This window comes from Bacillus bingmayongensis (assembly GCF_000299035.1).
In the GTDB taxonomy this organism is placed as follows: Bacteria; Bacillota; Bacilli; order Bacillales; family Bacillaceae_G; genus Bacillus_A; species Bacillus_A bingmayongensis.
The window spans coordinates 51,317-69,707 of the sequence record NZ_JH921517.1 but is presented as its reverse complement, the minus strand read 5'-3'; the positions used below and the strand labels follow the sequence as shown (position 1 = coordinate 69,707).

Genomic DNA, 18,391 nt, shown 5'->3' with positions numbered 1-18,391 from the left:
TTCGACAATATACAACATGATTTTCAGAGATAAAGTGAAACTTCCATCAGTGGGGGGGTTCTTCATCCCCCACTGATAGTTAGTCCTCACCAATCGGGCTTTTATGGGCAGTTATCCCCCACCTATCTTTCTCGTTTCTCTCTGAATCTTGAGGTGGGGATCTTACTGCCCGCAAATAGCGGGATAAATAAAAAAGGTTACCAGGACTCTCCCTGACAACCTTTTTTACTTTACGCTTTTAATTTCGACATCGCAATTTCTGCTGCTGCAATCGTTGCTTCAATATCTGCATCACTATGTGCTGTTGATAAGAATAATCCTTCAAATTGAGAAGGTGGTAAGAATACACCTTGTTCTACCATTTCACGATAGTAAGCTGCAAAGAATTCTAAGTTTGAAGTTTTTGCTGCATCATAGTTAATAACTGGTTCATTCGTGAAGAATATACCAATCATTGAACCTGCGCGGTTTATATGATGCGGAATACCGTGTTTTTCAGCTGCTTTACGTAGGCCGTTTTCTAACATTTCAGCTTTACGCTCAAACTCTTCATAACATTCTGGTGTTAATTGTACTAATGTTTCATAACCTGCAGTCATTGCTAGAGGGTTACCAGATAATGTACCCGCTTGATAAATTGGTCCGCTCGGTGCAACTTGGCGCATAATTTCTGCTTTACCGCCATATGCTCCTACTGGTAAACCACCACCGATTACTTTTCCTAAACAAGTTAAGTCAGGCGTTACACCGTAATAACCTTGTCCACAGTTGTAAGCAACGCGGAATCCTGTCATTACTTCATCAAAAATAAGCAGTGCACCATTTTGCTCTGTCACTTCACGAAGACCTTCTAAAAATCCTGGCTGTGGCGGTACTACTCCCATATTTCCTGCTACTGGTTCTACGATAACACAAGCGATATCATCACCGAATTGTTCGAACGCATATTTTACACTCTCTAAATCGTTATACGCTACTGTAATTGTATTTTTCGCTACACCTTCTGGTACACCAGGGCTATCTGGTAAACCAAGCGTTGCAACACCAGAACCAGCTTTAATTAATAATGAGTCACCATGCCCATGGTAACAACCGATGAATTTCAAAATTTTATTACGACCTGTATACCCACGAGCTAAACGAAGTGCACTCATTGTTGCTTCCGTTCCTGAGTTTACCATACGTACAATCTCAATCGATGGCACACGCTCGATTACAAGCTGCGCTAATTTATTTTCAATTTCTGTTGGCGCACCAAAGCTTGTTCCTTTTTCCGCAACAGCTTTTAATGATTCTACAACGCGCTCATTTGCATGTCCGTGAATAAGCGGTCCCCATGATAATACGTAATCGATGTATTCATTCCCATCGATATCGTACACCTTAGAGCCTTTTCCGCGCTCCATAAATAATGGATTCATACCAACGGATTTAAATGCACGAACTGGGCTGTTTACACCACCAGGCATTAAATCTTGCGCCGTCGTAAATGCTTCAATGGATTTATCAAACTTTTTCATTATTGTGCGCCTCCTTCGTGTAACCATCGTGCTGCGTCTTTCGCATGGTACGTAACGATTAAATCTGCTCCCGCACGTTTCATGCTTAATAATTTCTCAAGTACAATCTCTTTTTCATTAATCCAACCATTTTGCGCTGCTGCTTTAATCATCGAATATTCTCCGCTCACGTTATAAGCAACAATCGGTAAATTGAAATTATTTTTCACATCACGAATAATATCTAAGTAAGAAAGAGCTGGTTTTACAATTAAGAAATCTGCCCCTTCCATTACATCTGATTTAGCTTCACGGAATGCTTCCATGCGGTTTGCTGGATCCATTTGATATGTCTTACGATCACCAAATTGCGGTGCACCGTGCGCTGCATCGCGGAATGGACCGTAAAATGCAGATGAGTATTTCACCGCATATGACATAACTGGCACGTGTGCAAAACCATTTTCATCTAAAGCATGGCGAATTGCAGTTACAAATCCGTCCATCATGTTAGATGGTGCGATAATATCTGCTCCTGCTTTCGCTTGGCTCACTGCTGTTTTTGCAAGAACTTCTAAAGATTCATCATTTAAAATGATTCCATTTTCAATAACGCCGCAATGCCCATGGCTTGTATATTGACATAAACATGTATCCGCAACTACTACTAACTCTGGAAACTGCTCTTTAATTTGTTTGATTGCACGTTGTACAATGCCGTGCTCACAAAATGCAGAAGATCCAACTTCATCTTTTTCAGCAGGCAAGCCAAATACAATAACAGAACGAATACCTAAATCTACAACTTCTTGCATTTCAGCTTGCAGAAGATCTAAAGAAATTTGATATACATCTGGCATAGAAGGAACTTCGTTACGAACATTCTCTCCTTCTAGTACAAAAATAGGATAAATAAAATCTTCTGTATGTAAAAATGTTTCACGTACAAGCGCACGCATATTTCCGCTTTGTCTTAAACGACGATGACGATTAAATTGTAAAGAATTCATAGATTTCTATCTCCCATTCTTTTTTATTTAGATTATGCATTTTGATTATATTTTGAAATGCATTGTATTAACGCTTCTACCGTATATTCTTTCGGAACGATTACATCGGCAAAATAACGCCTTGCCTCTTGCTCTGTTATCGGTCCTATACAAGCAATTGTACATTTTTTTATCCATTCTCTCCAGTTTGTGCCCTCAAGTAATTTCACAAAGCTTGTAACGGTAGAAGGGCTCGTAAATGTAACAACATCTATCTTACCTGATTCTAGAGCTGCGATGAGATCTTGCTGCTTATCATGATTTGTTTTCGTTTCATACACAACAAACTCTTCTAAATATATACCAAGCTCGCGAAGTTTATTTGGAATAATATCTCTAGCTAAGTTCCCTTTTGGAAATAAAATACGCTCTGTCCCATTCAATTCTCTTACAAATTCTTCTGCAAAAGTTTCAGCGACAAACGCCGTTGGAACAAACTGAACCTTATAACCCCGCTTTTCTAATTCTTGCCCTGTTTTCCTACCTACTACAGCTATGCGAACAGTAGGTGGGATTTTCTCACCTAAGCCATCTAGAAAGAAGCTTACCCCATTTTTACTCGTAAAAATAACCCAATCATATAAGTGTAGCTGCTGCGATACACCTTGAAATTCTTTCTGAGATGCACCTTCTATATGCAAAAGCGGAATTTCCAATGGAATTCCGCTCTCTTTTTTCACCGCTGCACTCATTTGTTTTGCTTGATGCTGGGCACGCGTAATCAGTACTGTTTTGCCAGCAAGAGCACCCATGATTACTGTTGCTCCTTATTTGCAGCGAGAATGAGCTCTTTTGCTCCTTGCTTAATTAAACGATCCGCTGCTTCTAAGCCAACTTGTTCTGGATTTTCGCCAACAACTATTTCTTTTAACAAGACTGAACCATCCATAGAACCGACAAGAGCTGTTAATTCAATTTCATTATTCTCCCCAAGCGTTGCATATCCAGCAATCGGAACTTGGCATCCACCTTCAAGTTTATGAAGGAATACTCGTTCAGCTGCCACTGTTCGTTCTGTTACAGCATCATTAATATATGATAATAATTGCAATAAATCTTTATCATCCTCACGACATTCAATCGCTAAGGCACCTTGTCCTACAGCTGGTACACATAATGTTTCATCTAAGTGTTCTGTAATTACATCATCATCCCAGCCCATTCTCTGTAATCCAGCTGTTGCTAAAATGATTGCATCATAGTCTTCTTCTTTTAATTTACGTAATCTCGTATCAATATTTCCACGAATCCACTTCACTTGTAAATCTGGTCTAGCAGCTAATAACTGTGCACTACGTCTTAAACTACTTGTACCAAGAATCGATCCTTCTGCTAAGTCCTCAAATGATTCCCCGTTTTTTGAAATGAACGCATCACGTGGATCGACACGCTTTGGTATACATCCAATTGTTAATCCGTCTGGAAGTACAGCTGGCATATCCTTCATACTATGTACAGCCATATCGATTTCTTTCGTAAGCAGCGCATGCTCAATTTCTTTTACAAACAAGCCTTTCCCGCCTACTTTGGAAAGCGTTACATCTAAAATAACATCACCTTTTGTAACGATTTCTTTCACTTCAAATTCATATGGTAAACCAAGCGCTTTTAATTGATCAATAAACCAATTTGTTTGCGTTAATGCTAGCTTACTCTTTCTTGAACCTACAATAATTTTGCGCATAATTTTCTCTCCTCATTATAAATACCAAAAGTGGAAATTGGATAAACTGCTTAATAGAAAAATATTAATTAACATAACGAGAAAGGCTCCAATGTTCCAATTTATAATCTTCTTACCTTGCAATATATCTGATCCTCGTAAATATAAACCCATGCAATAGACAAATAAAACAACAAAAGACCCGATTACTTTCGTGTCATACCAATGGAAATTATCTAGTTTTGTATATCCCCATATACATCCAAGTAAAATAGCTAATAGGAAAAACGGAACAGAAAATAAATTTAATCCATATGACATCGACTCAAGCTTCGGTAAGTTTCCTAACCGTCTTAATCTCGCATTCCATTTTTTCTGTTTTAATAATCGATATTGCAACAAGTACATAATGGAAAAAATAAACGATACTGTAAACGCCGCATAGGAAATAATCGCCATTCCTACATGCACGTATACAAGTTCTGAAACTAATTGCTGCGCGAGTACCGGCGACATTTTTCCGAGCGGAGTGAAAATAGAAAAAGCGCTTACGCCAAAAGCAATGACATTTGTAAAAAAGACTAAAAAGTCAATGCGCATAAATCGATTGATTACGAGTGACATCGTAATTAATAACCACACATAAAAATAAATTCCTGATAATAATGTTAAAATCGGATTCGTCTCTGATTCCGTGGCCCGAAGTAACATAAAAACAGACTGTAATACCCATACAATCGCAAGTAACCAAAAAGCAATTCGATTCGCCTTTCGGTTACTTTGGAAATAATCTATAAAATATAAACTAATGCTACAAGCATATAAAACAATTGCGATATGATAAATTATACTATTATTTAAAAAGCCCATCCGATCATCCTTTCGGGTTATAAAGATGGAACGGATGCTGTCCACGCTCGTTTATGCTCTGGTTCTTCCGTATGTTCCACGGCCTCTTCTTGCACTTCTAAATCAAAAATTTTCGCGAATAACGCGAGCTTTTCCGTAGCTCCCTCTTCGGCCGCTAACTCTTTTGCTACTAAAATTGGATCTTTCAATAATTGGTTAATAATGCTTTTCGTATGTTTACTAATCACTTTTCTCTCACGATCACTAAGCGTTGGAATTTTTCGTTCAAGACTTTGCATCGTTTCACTTTGAATTGCCAATGCTTTATCACGAAGAGCTGAAATTAATGGAACAACGCCAAGCGTATTTAACCACGCTTTAAATATAACAATTTCCTCTTCGATCATAAGCTGAATTTTTTCCGCCTCTTTTAAACGCTCAGCACGATTTGCTTCTACTACGCCTTGCAGATCATCAATATCGTACAAGAAAGAACCTTCTAGCTCATCAATTGCTGGATCAATATCACGCGGCACTGCAATATCGACCATAAATAGCGGACGGCCTGAGCGCATCCGTTCTACTCTTGTCATCATTTCTTTCGTAATTACATAATCTGAAGCACCAGTTGAACTAATTAAAATATCCGCTTCTAACAGCGCACACTGCAATTCACTTAACGGTTTTGCATGCCCCATATATTTCTCGGCCATTGTTTCCGCTTTCGTAAATGTACGGTTCATAACGGTTACTTTACGCGCTCCACTTCCGTATAAGTTTTGCAATGCAAGTTCACCCATTTTTCCAGCGCCAAGAATTAAAACGTGACAATCTGTTAAATCACCGAAAATCTTCTTACCAAGCTCAACTGCTGCATAACTAACCGACATCGCACTTTCACCAATCGTTGTTTCTGAATGAGCACGCTTTGCTAACGTAATCACTTGTTTAAACAATTCATTAAAAATTGTACCTGTTGCTTTTACTTCTTGCGCCTCTAAGAAGCTATTTCGAATTTGCCCTAAAATTTGCGTTTCACCAACTACCATAGAATCTAATCCGCACGTTACACGAAATAAATGTTCAATGGCACCATCTTGTTCAAAAATAGACAAGTATGGCGAAATCTCTTCTATCTCAAGCTGAAACCAATCAGCTAAGAATTTCTTAATGTAATATCGTCCCGTGTGTAATTGATCGACGACAGCATAGATTTCTGTACGATTACACGTTGATACAATGACATTTTCTAATACACTCTTTTGATTTTGTAACGTTGTCATTGCCTGTTCTAGCTCTGCTGCCTGAAATGTGAGTTTCTCACGAAATTCTACAGGGGCTGTTCGATAATTTACACCAACAACAAGAATATGCACGCAGCATGTCCCCCTTCACCCGTTTTATCACCTTATCTACTATCATAATACAACTTTCCTGTTATGAATCTGACAATCGTGTGAACAACAGGTTTTTTTTGTTCGTTTTGTCTTCTACTTGCAGGAGACAAAGCAAATCTTCCAGAATAAACATCTTACTTTATAATCATTATAAAATAATAACTCTATTTGTACGTTACCAAAAAAATCTGTCAGAATCAAGTGATGGAAACTATTCCATAAGAATAGAGCAACTATCTTTTTTATCTTCTTTCATAATACAGAAAAATATGTATGATTGTTCCAAAATGTAACAACTTCTTTCATGTGACACATTACTCAATTTTTTTCGTTGCAATGTATTTGACATCTCATTTCTTTTTCGTTATATTGATTTCATAAAATTAAATTGTGCACAATTTAAAAAGGAGGGATGCTCATGAAAGAGAATCCTTTACATCTCGATAATCAACTTTGCTTTTCTATTTATGCCTGTTCTAGAGAAGTAACACGCTTTTATCGACCTTATTTAGAAGAAATGGGTATTACGTATCCACAGTACATTACATTATTAGTGCTTTGGGAGCAAGATGGATTAACTGTAAAAGAAATTGGCGAACGTCTATTTTTAGATTCTGGTACATTAACACCCATGTTAAAACGTATGGAGACATTAGGATTAGTTAAACGTGTTCGTTCTAAGGAAGATGAACGCAAAGTGTGCATTGAACTAACAGAACAAGGACACGCTTTAAAAGAAAAAGCATGTTCATTGCCAAAAACCATAGCTACCAATTTAGGAATTACAGAACAAGAATATCGATCATTATTAATTCAATTAAATAAATTAATTGAAACCATGAAAACAATTAATGATAGAAAAGGGGAATGAAAATGGAAAAATTATACACAGCAACTGTAACTGCAACAGGTGGAAGAAACGGGAAAGTTGTTTCAGAAGACGGCATTCTAAATCTTAATGTGAAGATGCCAAAAGCATTAGGTGGTATGGGTGGCGAAGCAACGAATCCAGAACAATTATTTGCAGCTGGTTATGCAGCATGCTTTGATAGTGCATTACAACTTGTTATTCGTACGAAACGAGTAAAAGTAGAAAGTACAGAAGTGACAGCTCATATTTCAATTGGGAAAGATACTGACGGTGGGTTTGGTTTATCTGCCGTACTTGATATACGTGTAGTTGGCGTTTCTTATACTGAAGCACAAGAGCTTGTAGAAGCTGCACATGGCGTATGTCCATATTCTAAAGCGACTAGAGGAAATATTGAAGTTACATTAAACGTACTGTAGGAAGATGTTCAAAAAATCCGGTAAAGATAGCTGTCATATTTCTTTATCCTCCTTTTTGAACTTATACTGTAAGAAACAAAAAACGCGCGACGAATCGTCACGCGTTTTTTGTTTTTGTAAACTTATGAATGGCTTTCCACGCCTCTTCTTTTCCAAGGCCTGTTTCTGAAGAAAATAGAACAACTTCATCACCTTGTTCAATATCAAGCGTTTCTTTCACAACCTTCAAATGCTTTTGCCATTTCCCTTTTGGAATTTTATCGGCTTTCGTTGCAATGATAATGGTTGGAATTTCATAATGCTTTAAGAAATCATACATCATCACATCATCGTTTGTTGGGGCATGACGTAAATCAACTACTAATACAGCCGCATCTAATTGCTCACGCGTTGTAAAGTATGTTTCAATCATTTTGCCCCATGCCGCCCGCTCTGATTTGGATACTTTCGCATATCCATAACCTGGAACATCGACAAAGTGCATCATTTCATTAATTAAGAAAAAGTTCAACGTTTGCGTTTTTCCTGGTTTAGAAGAAATACGCACTAACTTTTTGCGATTTAAAATTTTATTAATAAAGGACGACTTTCCAACATTAGAACGACCTGCTAATGCAATTTCTGGTAAATCGCCATCTGGATATTGTTCTGGTCTAACAGCACTAATGACAATATCTGCTTTTGTTACTTTCATTGTTTCACTCCTACTAATGCGTGCTCCAATACTTCGTCTAAATGAGACACAAGCACAAACGTAAGGTTTTCTTTTACGCTTTCTGGAATATCATCTAAATCTTTTTCATTTTCGGCTGGCAAAATAATTTTTGTTAAGCCTGCACGGTGAGCACTTAATGTTTTTTCTTTTAAACCACCGATTGGTAATACACGACCACGCAAGGTAATTTCACCTGTCATCCCTACTTCTTTACTTACAGGTACACCTGTCAGTGCGGAAATAAGCGCCGTTGCCATCGTAATACCAGCTGATGGACCATCCTTTGGAACTGCTCCTTCTGGAACATGAATATGGATGTCATTCTTTTCATGGAAATCTGGATCAATATGAAGTTCTTCTGCACGAGAGCGAATATAACTAAATGCAGCTTGTGCAGATTCTTTCATAACATCCCCAAGTTTCCCTGTTAAAATTAATTTTCCTTTTCCTGGTGATACAGATACTTCAATTGCGAGTGTATCACCGCCAGCAGCTGTATACGCTAAACCAGTGGCCATTCCAACTTGGTCTTTCGTTTCAGCTTGCCCATAACGGAATATATGTTTACCAAGTAGGTCTGTAATATTTTTTTCCGTTACAATAATACGTTTACGCTCTTCTGTAACGATGATTTTGGCTGCTTTACGACAAACCTTTGCAATTTGACGCTCTAACGTACGAACACCAGCCTCGCGCGTATAGTAGCGAATAATTTCAAGCAGCGCTTCATCACGAATTTGTAGATTCCCTTTTCGCAAGCCATGTTCTTTTAATTGCTTCGGTAATAAATGTTCACGAGCAATATGTACCTTTTCAATCTCTGTATAACCAGCAATCGAAATAATTTCCATACGATCAAGAAGTGGACCTGGAATGCTCGCCAGCGTATTTGCAGTTGCAACAAACATTACCTTTGATAAGTCATAAGGCTCTTCAATATAATGATCGCTAAAATTATGGTTTTGCTCTGGGTCTAATACTTCAAGTAACGCCGCTGATGGATCACCACGGAAATCATTGGACATCTTATCGATCTCATCTAATAAAAAGACTGGATTGATTGTCTCGGCCTTTTTCATTCCTTGAATAATACGCCCTGGCATTGCTCCAACATATGTACGACGATGACCACGAATTTCAGATTCATCACGAACACCACCAAGGGAAACACGGACAAAATTACGATTTAACGATGTTGCAATAGAACGTGCTAAAGATGTTTTTCCGACTCCAGGAGGTCCTACTAAACAAAGAATTGGTCCCTTTAAAGAATTGGTTAGCTTTTGAACAGCTAAATACTCTAGTACACGCTCTTTCACTTTCTCAAGACCATAATGATCCTTATTTAAAATTGTTTCAGAATGCTCAAGATCAATCATATCCTCTGTTGCTTCTGTCCATGGAATCGCTAATAACCAATCAAGATAATTGCGAATCACACCGCTCTCCGCAGAACTTACCGGCAACTTTTCATAACGATCTAATTCTTTTAGGGCAGCCTTCTTCGTTTCTTCCGGCATTCCGGCTTCTTCGATTTTCGTGCGAAGCTCTTCCACTTCGCCACCTTTACCTTCTTTATCACCAAGTTCTGTTTGAATTGCCTTCATTTGTTCACGTAAGAAATACTCTTTTTGGGTACGTTCCATCGAGCGCTTCACTTGTTGTCCAATTTTCTTTTCTAAACTAAGTAGCTCTTGCTCATCTTGAATAATGGAAATAAGTGTATGTAATCTTTCTTTTGCTGATCTAATTTCTAAAATTTCTTGCTTTTGTTTTGTCTTAATTGGTAAATGAGAAGAGATTAAATCAGCTAGGCGACCGGGTTCCTCAACATCTACTACTGTCGCAAATGTTTCATTCGATACCTTTTTCGAAACTTTAATATATTGCTCGAAATGTTCGAGTAACGTGCGCATTAAAGCCTTTTCTTCTAAATCGCCTTCTTCTTCCTCTGCTACTGTTTGAATAGAAACTTGTATTACATTTTCTTCTTCAATAAATTCTACAATTTCTGCTCTATGTAAACCTTCTACAAGGACACGAAGCGTACCGTTTGGCAGTTTTAACATCTGCTTTACTTTCGCTACTGTACCCACACTATATATGTCATCTTCTTTTGGATCATCGATATTCATTTCTTTTTGCATTGCTAAAAAGATGATATTTTCATCCATTGCTGCCTGCTCTAGTGCTTGTATCGATTTATCACGTCCTACATCAAGATGCAGAACCATCGTTGGATATACGAGAACGCCTCTTAATGGTAGGAGGGGCACAATTCTTTCGTTCGTATTCATACTAGACATAGCACCTCCATAATAAATTAAACTCCTGTTCAACTATTTTATATTACAATACACCTTGATGCAATTGCAGAGATTCCTTGCAATTGCAAATCCCCTGCTTTTTCTGTTCCAAAAAAGAAAAAGGGACCCCGCTTAAGCATACAAACTTAAACGAAGTCTGGCAAATATTATTATGCTCTAGTAGACGCTCACATAAAATGAAACTTTAATCAGCGTTAGTTTTCTTCATCCCTCACTGATTATTAGCCCTCACCAATCTGGATTTTACGGGCAGCCCGCCCCCCCACCTAACTTCTTTGCTTTTGCTGATTTTTGAGGTAGGGGTCTTACTGCCTGTTAATGTGGGATAAAACGAAATCACCTATTAGATATTCAAATTCATATTACATCGATTGTACATCGCCTTCATCTACCTTATGGCGCACATCGATTTCACGATGCAAATTTTCTTGTACGAATGTTAATTCAAAAACTTCCTTTAATTTTCGAACGGGAATAATCTCAATGTCTTTTATCGTATATAAAAATGGTTGCATATTTTCAGCAGGAATGATAACTCTTTTCGCTCCTGCTTTTTTCGCTGCTTTCACTTTTGCATATACGCCGCCAACTGGTTTCACTTCTCCATGAATACTTATTTCTCCTGTCATTGCGATTTCGTTATTCACATAAACACGATGCAGAGCGGAGTATACTCCTGTTGCCATTGCAATTCCTGCTGAAGGCCCGTCAATTGGAATCCCACCTGGAAAATTAATATGTATATCATATCCTTCTGGCAACAAATCGAGAGAACGAAGGACTGTCAAAACATTGTCAACTGAACCTTTCGCCATGCTTTTACGACGGATTGATTTCGTTTGACTACCAATGCTCTCTTCTTCCACAATTCCTGTAACATTTATCGAACCCTTGTCCGTAGCTGGAATTGCTGTTGCTTCAATTTCTAATAACGCCCCTGTATTCGGTCCATATACTGCAAGACCATTTACAAGACCAATCTTCGGAATTGGATAAATACGCTTTTCATATTTTGGAGTAAGCTGGCTAGAATGAACGACCCATTCAATATCCTCATCTTTAATAAATGAGCGGCCCTCATTAATCGCCATCCCTGCAGAAATTTGCACAAGATTAATGGCTTCTCTTCCATTCCTTGCATACATTCCAATTATTTCAATACCTTGTTCCCCAATTTCCATCTTTACTTTTTCTGCTGCATTCTTCGCTACTTTTTGAATTTCTTCTGTATCGAGTTCACGGAAGAAAACTTCTAAACAACGAGAACGAATAGCCGGAGGAATTTCATCTGGAGAACGAGTTGTCGCTCCAACTAAGCGAAAATCTGCTGGTAAGCCTTTTTGAAAAATATCATGTATGTATGTTGGAATCATTGAATTTTCTTCGCTATAGTATGCACTTTCCAAAAACACTTTACGATCTTCTAATACTTTTAACATTTTATTCATCTGGATTGGATGCAACTCACCAATCTCATCAATAAATAAAATGCCGCCATGCGCATCTGTTACAGCACCTTTTTTTGGCTGAGGAATTCCCGCTTGTCCCATTGCGCCTGCCCCTTGATAAATCGGATCATGTACCGATCCAATTAACGGATCAGCAATACCACGCTCATCAAAACGCGCTGTTGTTGCATCCAGTTCAATAAATGTTGCATTCATACGAAATGGTGATTTTTGATTTCTCTTCGCTTCTTCTAACACAAGACGTGCCGCTGCCGTTTTCCCTACTCCAGGGGGGCCGTATATAATGACATGCTGCGGGTTCGGTCCACAAAGCGCCGCCTTTAATGATCTAATTCCATCCTCTTGCCCTACAATATCTAAAAAAGATGTAGGACGTACCTTTTCAGCAAGCGGTTCTGTCAAAGAGACCTCGCGCATTTTGCGAAGTTGTTCTAATTCTTTTTTCGATTCTCGATCAATTGAAACTTTTTGTGTTCGCTGGTTTCGGAGCAAATGCCAGAAATATAATCCGACGATTACACCAAAAACAAGTTGAACAAGTAAGAATATATTTGTCCAGCTCATCATTTATTTCCTCCCGCTATGTTTTACCATTTAGTATTTCCTGGGAGGAATAGTGCTAAACATAATAAGAAACAGCAATTATAAAAATTGCTGTTTCATTCTTACACTATGCAGATGTTTTTGTATCAAGTACAGTACCGTCTTGTAACACCAATTTTGGCGGTGCATTGTCCGCTACTGTTTCTTTTGAAAGAATACACTTCTCGATATCTTTACGAGATGGAAGTTCGAACATTACATCTAGCATTAAGCCTTCAATAATAGAACGAAGTCCACGAGCACCTGTTTTACGTTCAATTGCTTTTTTCGCAATTTCAATCAGTGCTCCTTCTTCAAATTCAAGCTCAACATCGTCAAGCTCCAATAATTTTTGGAACTGTTTCACAAGCGCATTTTTCGGTTTTGTTAAAATATCAACAAGAGCATCTTCATCAAGCGGCTCTAGGTTTGCAATAACTGGAAGACGACCAATAAACTCTGGAATTAAACCAAATCGTAAAAGGTCTTCTGGTAATACGTGAGATAAAACATGCTTTTCATTTACATCAGCATTTTTCTTCTCTGAACCAAATCCAATTACTTTTTCACCAAGGCGACGTTTAATAATTGGCTCGATGCCATCAAACGCACCACCACAAATGAATAAAATGTTCGTTGTATCAATTTGAATAAACTCTTGATGCGGATGTTTGCGACCACCTTGAGGTGGAACGCTTGCTACAGTACCTTCTAAAATTTTCAGAAGGGCCTGCTGTACACCCTCACCAGACACATCGCGTGTAATTGATGGATTTTCTGACTTACGCGCCACTTTATCAATCTCATCAATATAAATAATTCCTTTTTCAGCTTTCTCTACATCGTAATCAGCAGCTTGAATAAGTTTTAGTAAAATGTTTTCTACATCTTCACCTACATATCCAGCTTCTGTTAAAGATGTTGCGTCCGCGATTGCAAATGGAACATTTAAAATACGCGCTAATGTTTGTGCCAATAGTGTTTTACCACTACCAGTTGGCCCGATAAGTGCGATATTACTTTTCGCCAATTCTACATCATCAATTTTGCTGTTAGAATTAATGCGTTTGTAATGATTATATACCGCTACCGCTAGTGCTTTTTTCGCATTGTCTTGTCCGATGACATACTCATCTAAGATTTCACGAATTTCTACCGGTTTCGGTACATCTTTGAATTCTACTTCCTCGTCTTTCGCAAGCTCCTCTTGCACAATCTCTGTACAAAGCTCAATACACTCATCACAAATGTAAACACCTGGACCAGCAACAAGTTTTCGGACTTGCGTTTGTGTTTTACCACAGAAAGAACATTTTAATTGCCCTTTTTCATCATTAAATTTAAACATATTTTCACACCCCTTACAAAGTGCTAATCTCTTGCCTTCGTATGTACACGATAAATGTATCGTATGTAAATACATATTATGTCACTACGTGGCGAGAAATACAAATAATATGACTAGTTATGTACAAATAAAAAATTTTTAAAACTTTTGAAATATGTATATTCGACTTTAGAAGGATCATTTCCTTCTTCATCGAAAAGTTTTATAAATATATTTCTATATTTATAAAACAAGACACGATCAAAAATCGTGCCTTGTTATTTTATTATGCAGCTTTGCTGTTGTCTACTAAGAAGTCTACAGCTTTACGAACTTTAAGATCTTCAGATAAAGCATCTAAGCTTCCAAGAGCTTGTGTGATAGCGTCAACTGGCATGTTGTACATTGCAGCCATTTTTTCAACTTCTGCAGTTACTTCTTCTTCAGTAACTTCGATGTTTTCAGCTTCAATGATAGCTTCAAGAACAAGGTTGATTCTTACACGTTTTTGTGCATCTTCTTTCATTTGTTCTTTTAACTTGTCAGCATCAGTACCTGTGAATTGGTAGTAAAGCTCAAGGTTCATACCTTGTTGGCTTAAGCGTTGTTCGAATTCGCGAACCATACGATCTAACTCAGTTTCGATCATAGCTTCTGGAATTTCGATTTCAGCGTTAGCAGCAGCTTTTTCTACTACTTCGTCACGAACTTTGTGCTCAGCTTCGTGCTTTTTGCCTTCTTCTAAGTTTGCACGAAGTTTTGCTTTTAACTCATCAAGAGTTGCAACTTCTTCGTCTGCATCTTTAGCGAACTCGTCATCTAAAGCAGGAAGTTCTTTTGCTTTAATTTCATGAACTGTTACTTTAAATGTTGCTGGTTTACCAGCAAGTTCTTCTGCATGGTACTCTTCTGGGAATGATACTTCAACGTCTTTTGACTCGCCAGCTTTTAGACCAATTAATTGCTCTTCAAAACCTGGGATGAATGTACCAGAACCGATTGCTAGAGAGTAGTTCTCGCCTTTTCCGCCTTCGAATGCTTCGCCATCAACGAAACCTTCAAAGTCGATTACAGCTGTATCGCCGTTTTCAGCAGTACCTTCTTCTTTAACAACAAGTTCAGCTTGACGTTCTTGTAAAGATTTTAATTCGTTCTCTACATCTTCGTCAGTTACAGTTGTTTCAACTTTTTCTACTGCTAGTCCTTTGTATTCACCTAATTTCACTTCAGGTTTTACAGTAACTTTTGCAGTGAAGATTAAGTTTTCGTTTTTCTCGAATTTCTCGATGTCGATTTCAGGATGAGCAACTGGGAAGATACCAGTTTCATCGATTGCTTCACCGTATGCTTTTGGTAAGATAATATCTAAAGCATCTTGGTATAAAGATTCAACACCAAAGCGTTGTTCGAATAACGGACGAGGCATTTTTCCTTTACGGAAACCAGGTACGTTAATTGTTTTTACTACTTTTTTGAACGCAGCGTCGATAGAGTTGTTTACTTCTTTAGCATCAACTTCGATTGTTAAAACGCCAACGTTACCTTCTAATTTTTCCCATTTTGCAGCCATTTATTCTTTCCCTCCAACTATAATAATGTATGCACATACCACTACAGATTGAGATTTCCATTCTTTCTTTTTTAGAAACAATGCAAGCACAGAAGCCAATTTTATTCAAGCTTTCTAATCTTCTAGCAATAAGCTTTAAGACATGCGATTCTCAATCTACTATTTGTCTATAAGACAAACACGGTATATTTTGTTCGAGAATAATATGAAACATATTAAGTAAGAGAATTATACTTCTCTCCTCTTACAAACAGGCATAATTCAGCCTTTTGCAACCCTTACATTATAACATAGAATATTCTCGTTTCAATAACTGAACGATTCTTTTTCATAATTATACGGGTAAATGCCCTTCTCTCTCCACACGTAAAAACCATTGATATGCAATATGAAACTCTTCAACGGTAATATTATACGCTACCATAAGTTCCTCTTCATCGATTATCAACCCGAAACGTTTTCTCCCGATTCTCTCTAAAACTGCTGCCCAAACTTCGTGCTTATCCATTAGTAATGGGAACGGGAAAATACTAGCTTGCATTTCTCTCCAATATGTAATAATTGCCTCAAACATATTTGGATTATCACTTTCTAAACGATTAGATAATATATGTATGACTTTTTTCGAATACTCATCATTATGACCCAAATGAGCTGGGATAATCACTATTCTTTCGCCAAATTTCTCTACTTCTATTTCTTCTTCCATACGCTTCTCCACCATTTTGTATATAATGGAAGTTTTTAAATACGGATGTCTCGTGCCATCAATAAGAAATTTCTGTAAAGCTGGCAAAGCTTTTTCGAGGTTTTTAAGTAATAGAGCATTAATTACCTGCAATTGCTGCCCAAAATTTTCTACAAATAGATTCTTCGAAAATTCTTCCAGATCAAAATCAGATTCTATCGGCGTTGTTTCCTCACCGTTTAGCATATTCTCCGCAAACTGAGCAAGCTGTGCTAATTTTTCTCTTTGCTCTACGGTCAATTCTTTCTTCTGCAAAACCTCTTCAACAGTTTCAATTACACCTACGTAATCATTTGTTTGAACTAAAATTGTCACGTATGTTTCAAGAATATCCCCAAACAAGACTGTTCCTGTTTCAAGCAGCTGCTCGCATCGTTCTTTTGATTCTTCCATTCGCTTTAATTCTAATAAACAAATAACCGAAGCTAATTCTGTTTGTTCTGTTTCTCCATTATACTGACGCAATATTTCAAAACAGCGCAATGCATCTTCGAACTTCCGCTCTCGCAGCGCCATAAACCCTTGATCAATATAACGCCCTGACAACTGCGGAAACAATACGACCGTATTTTCTTTTTTATCCATACGTCCGCCTCTTTTTTTAGATTTTAAGTATCTTCAAAGTAAATATAACAAATGACTGTTAAGAAAACAACATTCCAAATACATTTATTTGAAATATGAAAATATTTAACTTTTATAATTAAAAATGAAAAATTTACATCAACAAAATCTCTTTATGCATATAAAGTGAAACTTCCATCAGTGGGGGCTTACTGCCCGCAAATAGCGGGATAAAAAACCCTCAGCAAATAACGTAGAGGATTTTCTCATTAATGGAAAGCTTTTATAATTGTAGGATATACGAAAAGAGTGATAATTTGGAGAACAATAATTGTAACAACAATCATGCTAAAAAAGAAGATTGGCTTACTTTGTTTCATTAGAAACATAATAATGAGCATAATACAGGCAAGTAAACACATAAAAAATAAACTTGTAGTTGAACTTAGTATTCCACTTGGGACAAATAACAATAATATAACACTACAGACACCTATAATTCCGAATAACCATTCCATTCATTTACCCATTCCCTTTCCCTCTCATCACAATTCTCTCTATGCTACTAAATGTTTTACAACTTCAACTACATCTGTTAATTTCTCATACGCTACAAATCCAAAAGCTACTGTTAAAGCTGTTACGACTAACCCTTTCATATTTTTTCCTCCTCGTGTCATCTTCGTTACCTTAATTATAAAGAACTGACATTTTGTTACCATCGAACTTCCTTACATCTACCTTACAGAATTGTAAGATTTCAAAAGAAAAGAAAAACCACCTAACATAATCGAAAGTGGCTTTTACAGGATTTCTCTATAATCGTCAGCAAATTTAATGTTTTTTTGTTGATGATTCTTCGGAGGGTCTATACGTAAACTAATTGATTTACAAAATACTTTCGGATCAAAGTAATAACACAAATCAGTTTGAGGACAGTATACACAGTAAATATCTATTTCTTCTTTATCTGTATTTTTTATAGCTACCCCATTTTTAGTTGAATAACTAGAACGAAATCTGATTTCAAGCATTCCCTTCTCATTCAATTCACGATATTTAACTTGCACTCTCTTAAATAAGCCATCTTTATAAATTACAAGATCAAACGGAGAATGCTCTGTATGTGGAATTAAGATCATATACCCCTTTTCATACAAATCTACCTGAGCTTTTAAAACACCTAAATCACCTTTTGTTTTTGTATGATGATACATATATCTATTCAACACCTTTAAAATTATTCTATAACTAAATTCGGTAACTCATTTCCAATCCCTTCTTCAAAATTCTCATTAAAAACATATAAATTTTCCACAAAAAATGATAGTATATTTTCGTA

Annotated in this window: 16 protein-coding genes; 2 read left to right on the top strand and 14 right to left on the bottom strand. The window is 37.2% G+C overall.

Annotated features, from left to right (window positions below; translation table 11 throughout):
- Positions 1-230: 230 nt before the first annotated feature.
- The 6 genes from hemL to hemA are packed head-to-tail and all read right to left on the bottom strand — an operon-like array spanning position 231 to position 6,436.
- Complete coding sequence (gene hemL / locus Y7E_RS0107320) at positions 231-1,520, bottom strand: glutamate-1-semialdehyde 2,1-aminomutase (protein WP_017150632.1); 1,290 nt, start codon at positions 1,518-1,520, stop codon at positions 231-233.
- A complete protein-coding gene (hemB, locus tag Y7E_RS0107315; protein ID WP_017150631.1) occupies positions 1,520-2,509 on the bottom strand; it encodes a porphobilinogen synthase in 990 nt (329 codons plus the stop codon). The genes hemL and hemB overlap by 1 nt, the downstream gene beginning before the upstream one ends.
- Before the next feature lie 32 nt (positions 2,510-2,541).
- Positions 2,542-3,300 (bottom strand): uroporphyrinogen-III synthase, encoded by a 759-nt coding sequence (hemD, locus tag Y7E_RS0107310; RefSeq protein ID WP_017150630.1) that lies wholly within the window; start codon positions 3,298-3,300, stop codon positions 2,542-2,544.
- 2 nt (positions 3,301-3,302) lie between these two features.
- On the bottom strand, positions 3,303-4,232 hold the full coding sequence (gene hemC / locus Y7E_RS0107305) for a hydroxymethylbilane synthase (RefSeq protein ID WP_017150629.1): 930 nt from the start codon (positions 4,230-4,232) through the stop codon (positions 3,303-3,305).
- Positions 4,233-4,247: 15 nt separating this feature from the next.
- Positions 4,248-5,081 carry a cytochrome c biogenesis protein gene (locus Y7E_RS0107300; protein ID WP_017150628.1) on the bottom strand — a complete coding sequence of 278 codons (834 nt, stop codon included), beginning with the start codon at positions 5,079-5,081 and terminating at the stop codon, positions 4,248-4,250.
- A gap of 17 nt (positions 5,082-5,098) precedes the next feature.
- The gene (gene hemA, locus Y7E_RS0107295) at positions 5,099-6,436 is read right to left on the bottom strand and encodes a glutamyl-tRNA reductase (protein ID WP_017150627.1); all 1,338 of its coding nucleotides are present in this window, start codon (positions 6,434-6,436) and stop codon (positions 5,099-5,101) included.
- A 439-nt stretch (positions 6,437-6,875) separates the two neighbouring features.
- Here hemA and Y7E_RS0107290 point away from each other — a divergent pair, with 439 nt between their 5' ends.
- Together Y7E_RS0107290 and Y7E_RS0107285 are read left to right on the top strand one after the other, a co-directional pair.
- Positions 6,876-7,328, top strand: a complete 453-nt coding sequence (locus Y7E_RS0107290) for a MarR family winged helix-turn-helix transcriptional regulator (protein WP_017150626.1) — start codon at positions 6,876-6,878, stop codon at positions 7,326-7,328.
- 2 nt (positions 7,329-7,330) lie between these two features.
- Positions 7,331-7,747, top strand: a complete 417-nt coding sequence (locus Y7E_RS0107285) for an organic hydroperoxide resistance protein (RefSeq protein WP_017150625.1) — start codon at positions 7,331-7,333, stop codon at positions 7,745-7,747.
- A 97-nt stretch (positions 7,748-7,844) separates the two neighbouring features.
- On the opposite strand, the gene ysxC is transcribed toward Y7E_RS0107285, so the two are convergent.
- The 8 genes from ysxC to Y7E_RS0107245 form a co-directional block, all read right to left on the bottom strand.
- Positions 7,845-8,441 (bottom strand): ribosome biogenesis GTP-binding protein YsxC, encoded by a 597-nt coding sequence (ysxC, locus tag Y7E_RS0107280; protein WP_017150624.1) that lies wholly within the window; start codon positions 8,439-8,441, stop codon positions 7,845-7,847.
- Positions 8,438-10,768, bottom strand: a complete 2,331-nt coding sequence (gene lon / locus Y7E_RS0107275) for an endopeptidase La (protein WP_026049132.1) — start codon at positions 10,766-10,768, stop codon at positions 8,438-8,440. The genes ysxC and lon overlap by 4 nt, the downstream gene beginning before the upstream one ends.
- A gap of 383 nt (positions 10,769-11,151) precedes the next feature.
- A complete protein-coding gene (gene lonB, locus Y7E_RS0107270) occupies positions 11,152-12,822 on the bottom strand; it encodes an ATP-dependent protease LonB (RefSeq protein WP_026049131.1) in 1,671 nt (556 codons plus the stop codon).
- 106 nt (positions 12,823-12,928) lie between these two features.
- Positions 12,929-14,188, bottom strand: coding sequence for an ATP-dependent protease ATP-binding subunit ClpX (gene clpX / locus Y7E_RS0107265; RefSeq protein ID WP_016116501.1), 1,260 nt, complete (start codon positions 14,186-14,188; stop codon positions 12,929-12,931).
- Positions 14,189-14,453: 265 nt separating this feature from the next.
- The gene (gene tig, locus Y7E_RS0107260; protein WP_017150621.1) at positions 14,454-15,737 is read right to left on the bottom strand and encodes a trigger factor; all 1,284 of its coding nucleotides are present in this window, start codon (positions 15,735-15,737) and stop codon (positions 14,454-14,456) included.
- A 334-nt stretch (positions 15,738-16,071) separates the two neighbouring features.
- Positions 16,072-17,070: a hypothetical protein gene (locus Y7E_RS0107255; protein WP_017150620.1), complete on the bottom strand. Its 999-nt coding sequence runs from the start codon at positions 17,068-17,070 to the stop codon at positions 16,072-16,074.
- Positions 17,071-17,318: 248 nt separating this feature from the next.
- Positions 17,319-17,567, bottom strand: a complete 249-nt coding sequence (locus Y7E_RS29405) for a hypothetical protein (protein WP_017150619.1) — start codon at positions 17,565-17,567, stop codon at positions 17,319-17,321.
- A gap of 285 nt (positions 17,568-17,852) precedes the next feature.
- On the bottom strand, positions 17,853-18,266 hold the full coding sequence (locus tag Y7E_RS0107245; protein ID WP_017150617.1) for a group I intron-associated PD-(D/E)XK endonuclease: 414 nt from the start codon (positions 18,264-18,266) through the stop codon (positions 17,853-17,855).
- Between the last annotated feature and the right edge of the window lie 125 nt (positions 18,267-18,391).

What these genes read in the sequence shown, in the direction of transcription:
- hemL (WP_017150632.1), bottom strand. Translation starts at nt 1,520, where the DNA reads ATGAAAAAGTTTGATAAATCCATTGAAGCATTTACGACGGCGCAAGAT.
- hemB (WP_017150631.1), bottom strand. Translation starts at nt 2,509, where the DNA reads ATGAATTCTTTACAATTTAATCGTCATCGTCGTTTAAGACAAAGCGGA.
- hemD (WP_017150630.1), bottom strand. Translation starts at nt 3,300, where the DNA reads ATGGGTGCTCTTGCTGGCAAAACAGTACTGATTACGCGTGCCCAGCAT.
- hemC (WP_017150629.1), bottom strand. Translation starts at nt 4,232, where the DNA reads ATGCGCAAAATTATTGTAGGTTCAAGAAAGAGTAAGCTAGCATTAACG.
- Y7E_RS0107300 (WP_017150628.1), bottom strand. Translation starts at nt 5,081, where the DNA reads ATGGGCTTTTTAAATAATAGTATAATTTATCATATCGCAATTGTTTTA.
- Y7E_RS0107290 (WP_017150626.1), top strand. Translation starts at nt 6,876, where the DNA reads ATGAAAGAGAATCCTTTACATCTCGATAATCAACTTTGCTTTTCTATT.
- Y7E_RS0107285 (WP_017150625.1), top strand. Translation starts at nt 7,331, where the DNA reads ATGGAAAAATTATACACAGCAACTGTAACTGCAACAGGTGGAAGAAAC.
- ysxC (WP_017150624.1), bottom strand. Translation starts at nt 8,441, where the DNA reads ATGAAAGTAACAAAAGCAGATATTGTCATTAGTGCTGTTAGACCAGAA.
- lon (WP_026049132.1), bottom strand. Translation starts at nt 10,768, where the DNA reads ATGTCTAGTATGAATACGAACGAAAGAATTGTGCCCCTCCTACCATTA.
- lonB (WP_026049131.1), bottom strand. Translation starts at nt 12,822, where the DNA reads ATGAGCTGGACAAATATATTCTTACTTGTTCAACTTGTTTTTGGTGTA.
- clpX (WP_016116501.1), bottom strand. Translation starts at nt 14,188, where the DNA reads ATGTTTAAATTTAATGATGAAAAAGGGCAATTAAAATGTTCTTTCTGT.
- tig (WP_017150621.1), bottom strand. Translation starts at nt 15,737, where the DNA reads ATGGCTGCAAAATGGGAAAAATTAGAAGGTAACGTTGGCGTTTTAACA.
- Y7E_RS0107255 (WP_017150620.1), bottom strand. Translation starts at nt 17,070, where the DNA reads ATGGATAAAAAAGAAAATACGGTCGTATTGTTTCCGCAGTTGTCAGGG.
- Y7E_RS29405 (WP_017150619.1), bottom strand. Translation starts at nt 17,567, where the DNA reads ATGGAATGGTTATTCGGAATTATAGGTGTCTGTAGTGTTATATTATTG.
- Y7E_RS0107245 (WP_017150617.1), bottom strand. Translation starts at nt 18,266, where the DNA reads ATGTATCATCATACAAAAACAAAAGGTGATTTAGGTGTTTTAAAAGCT.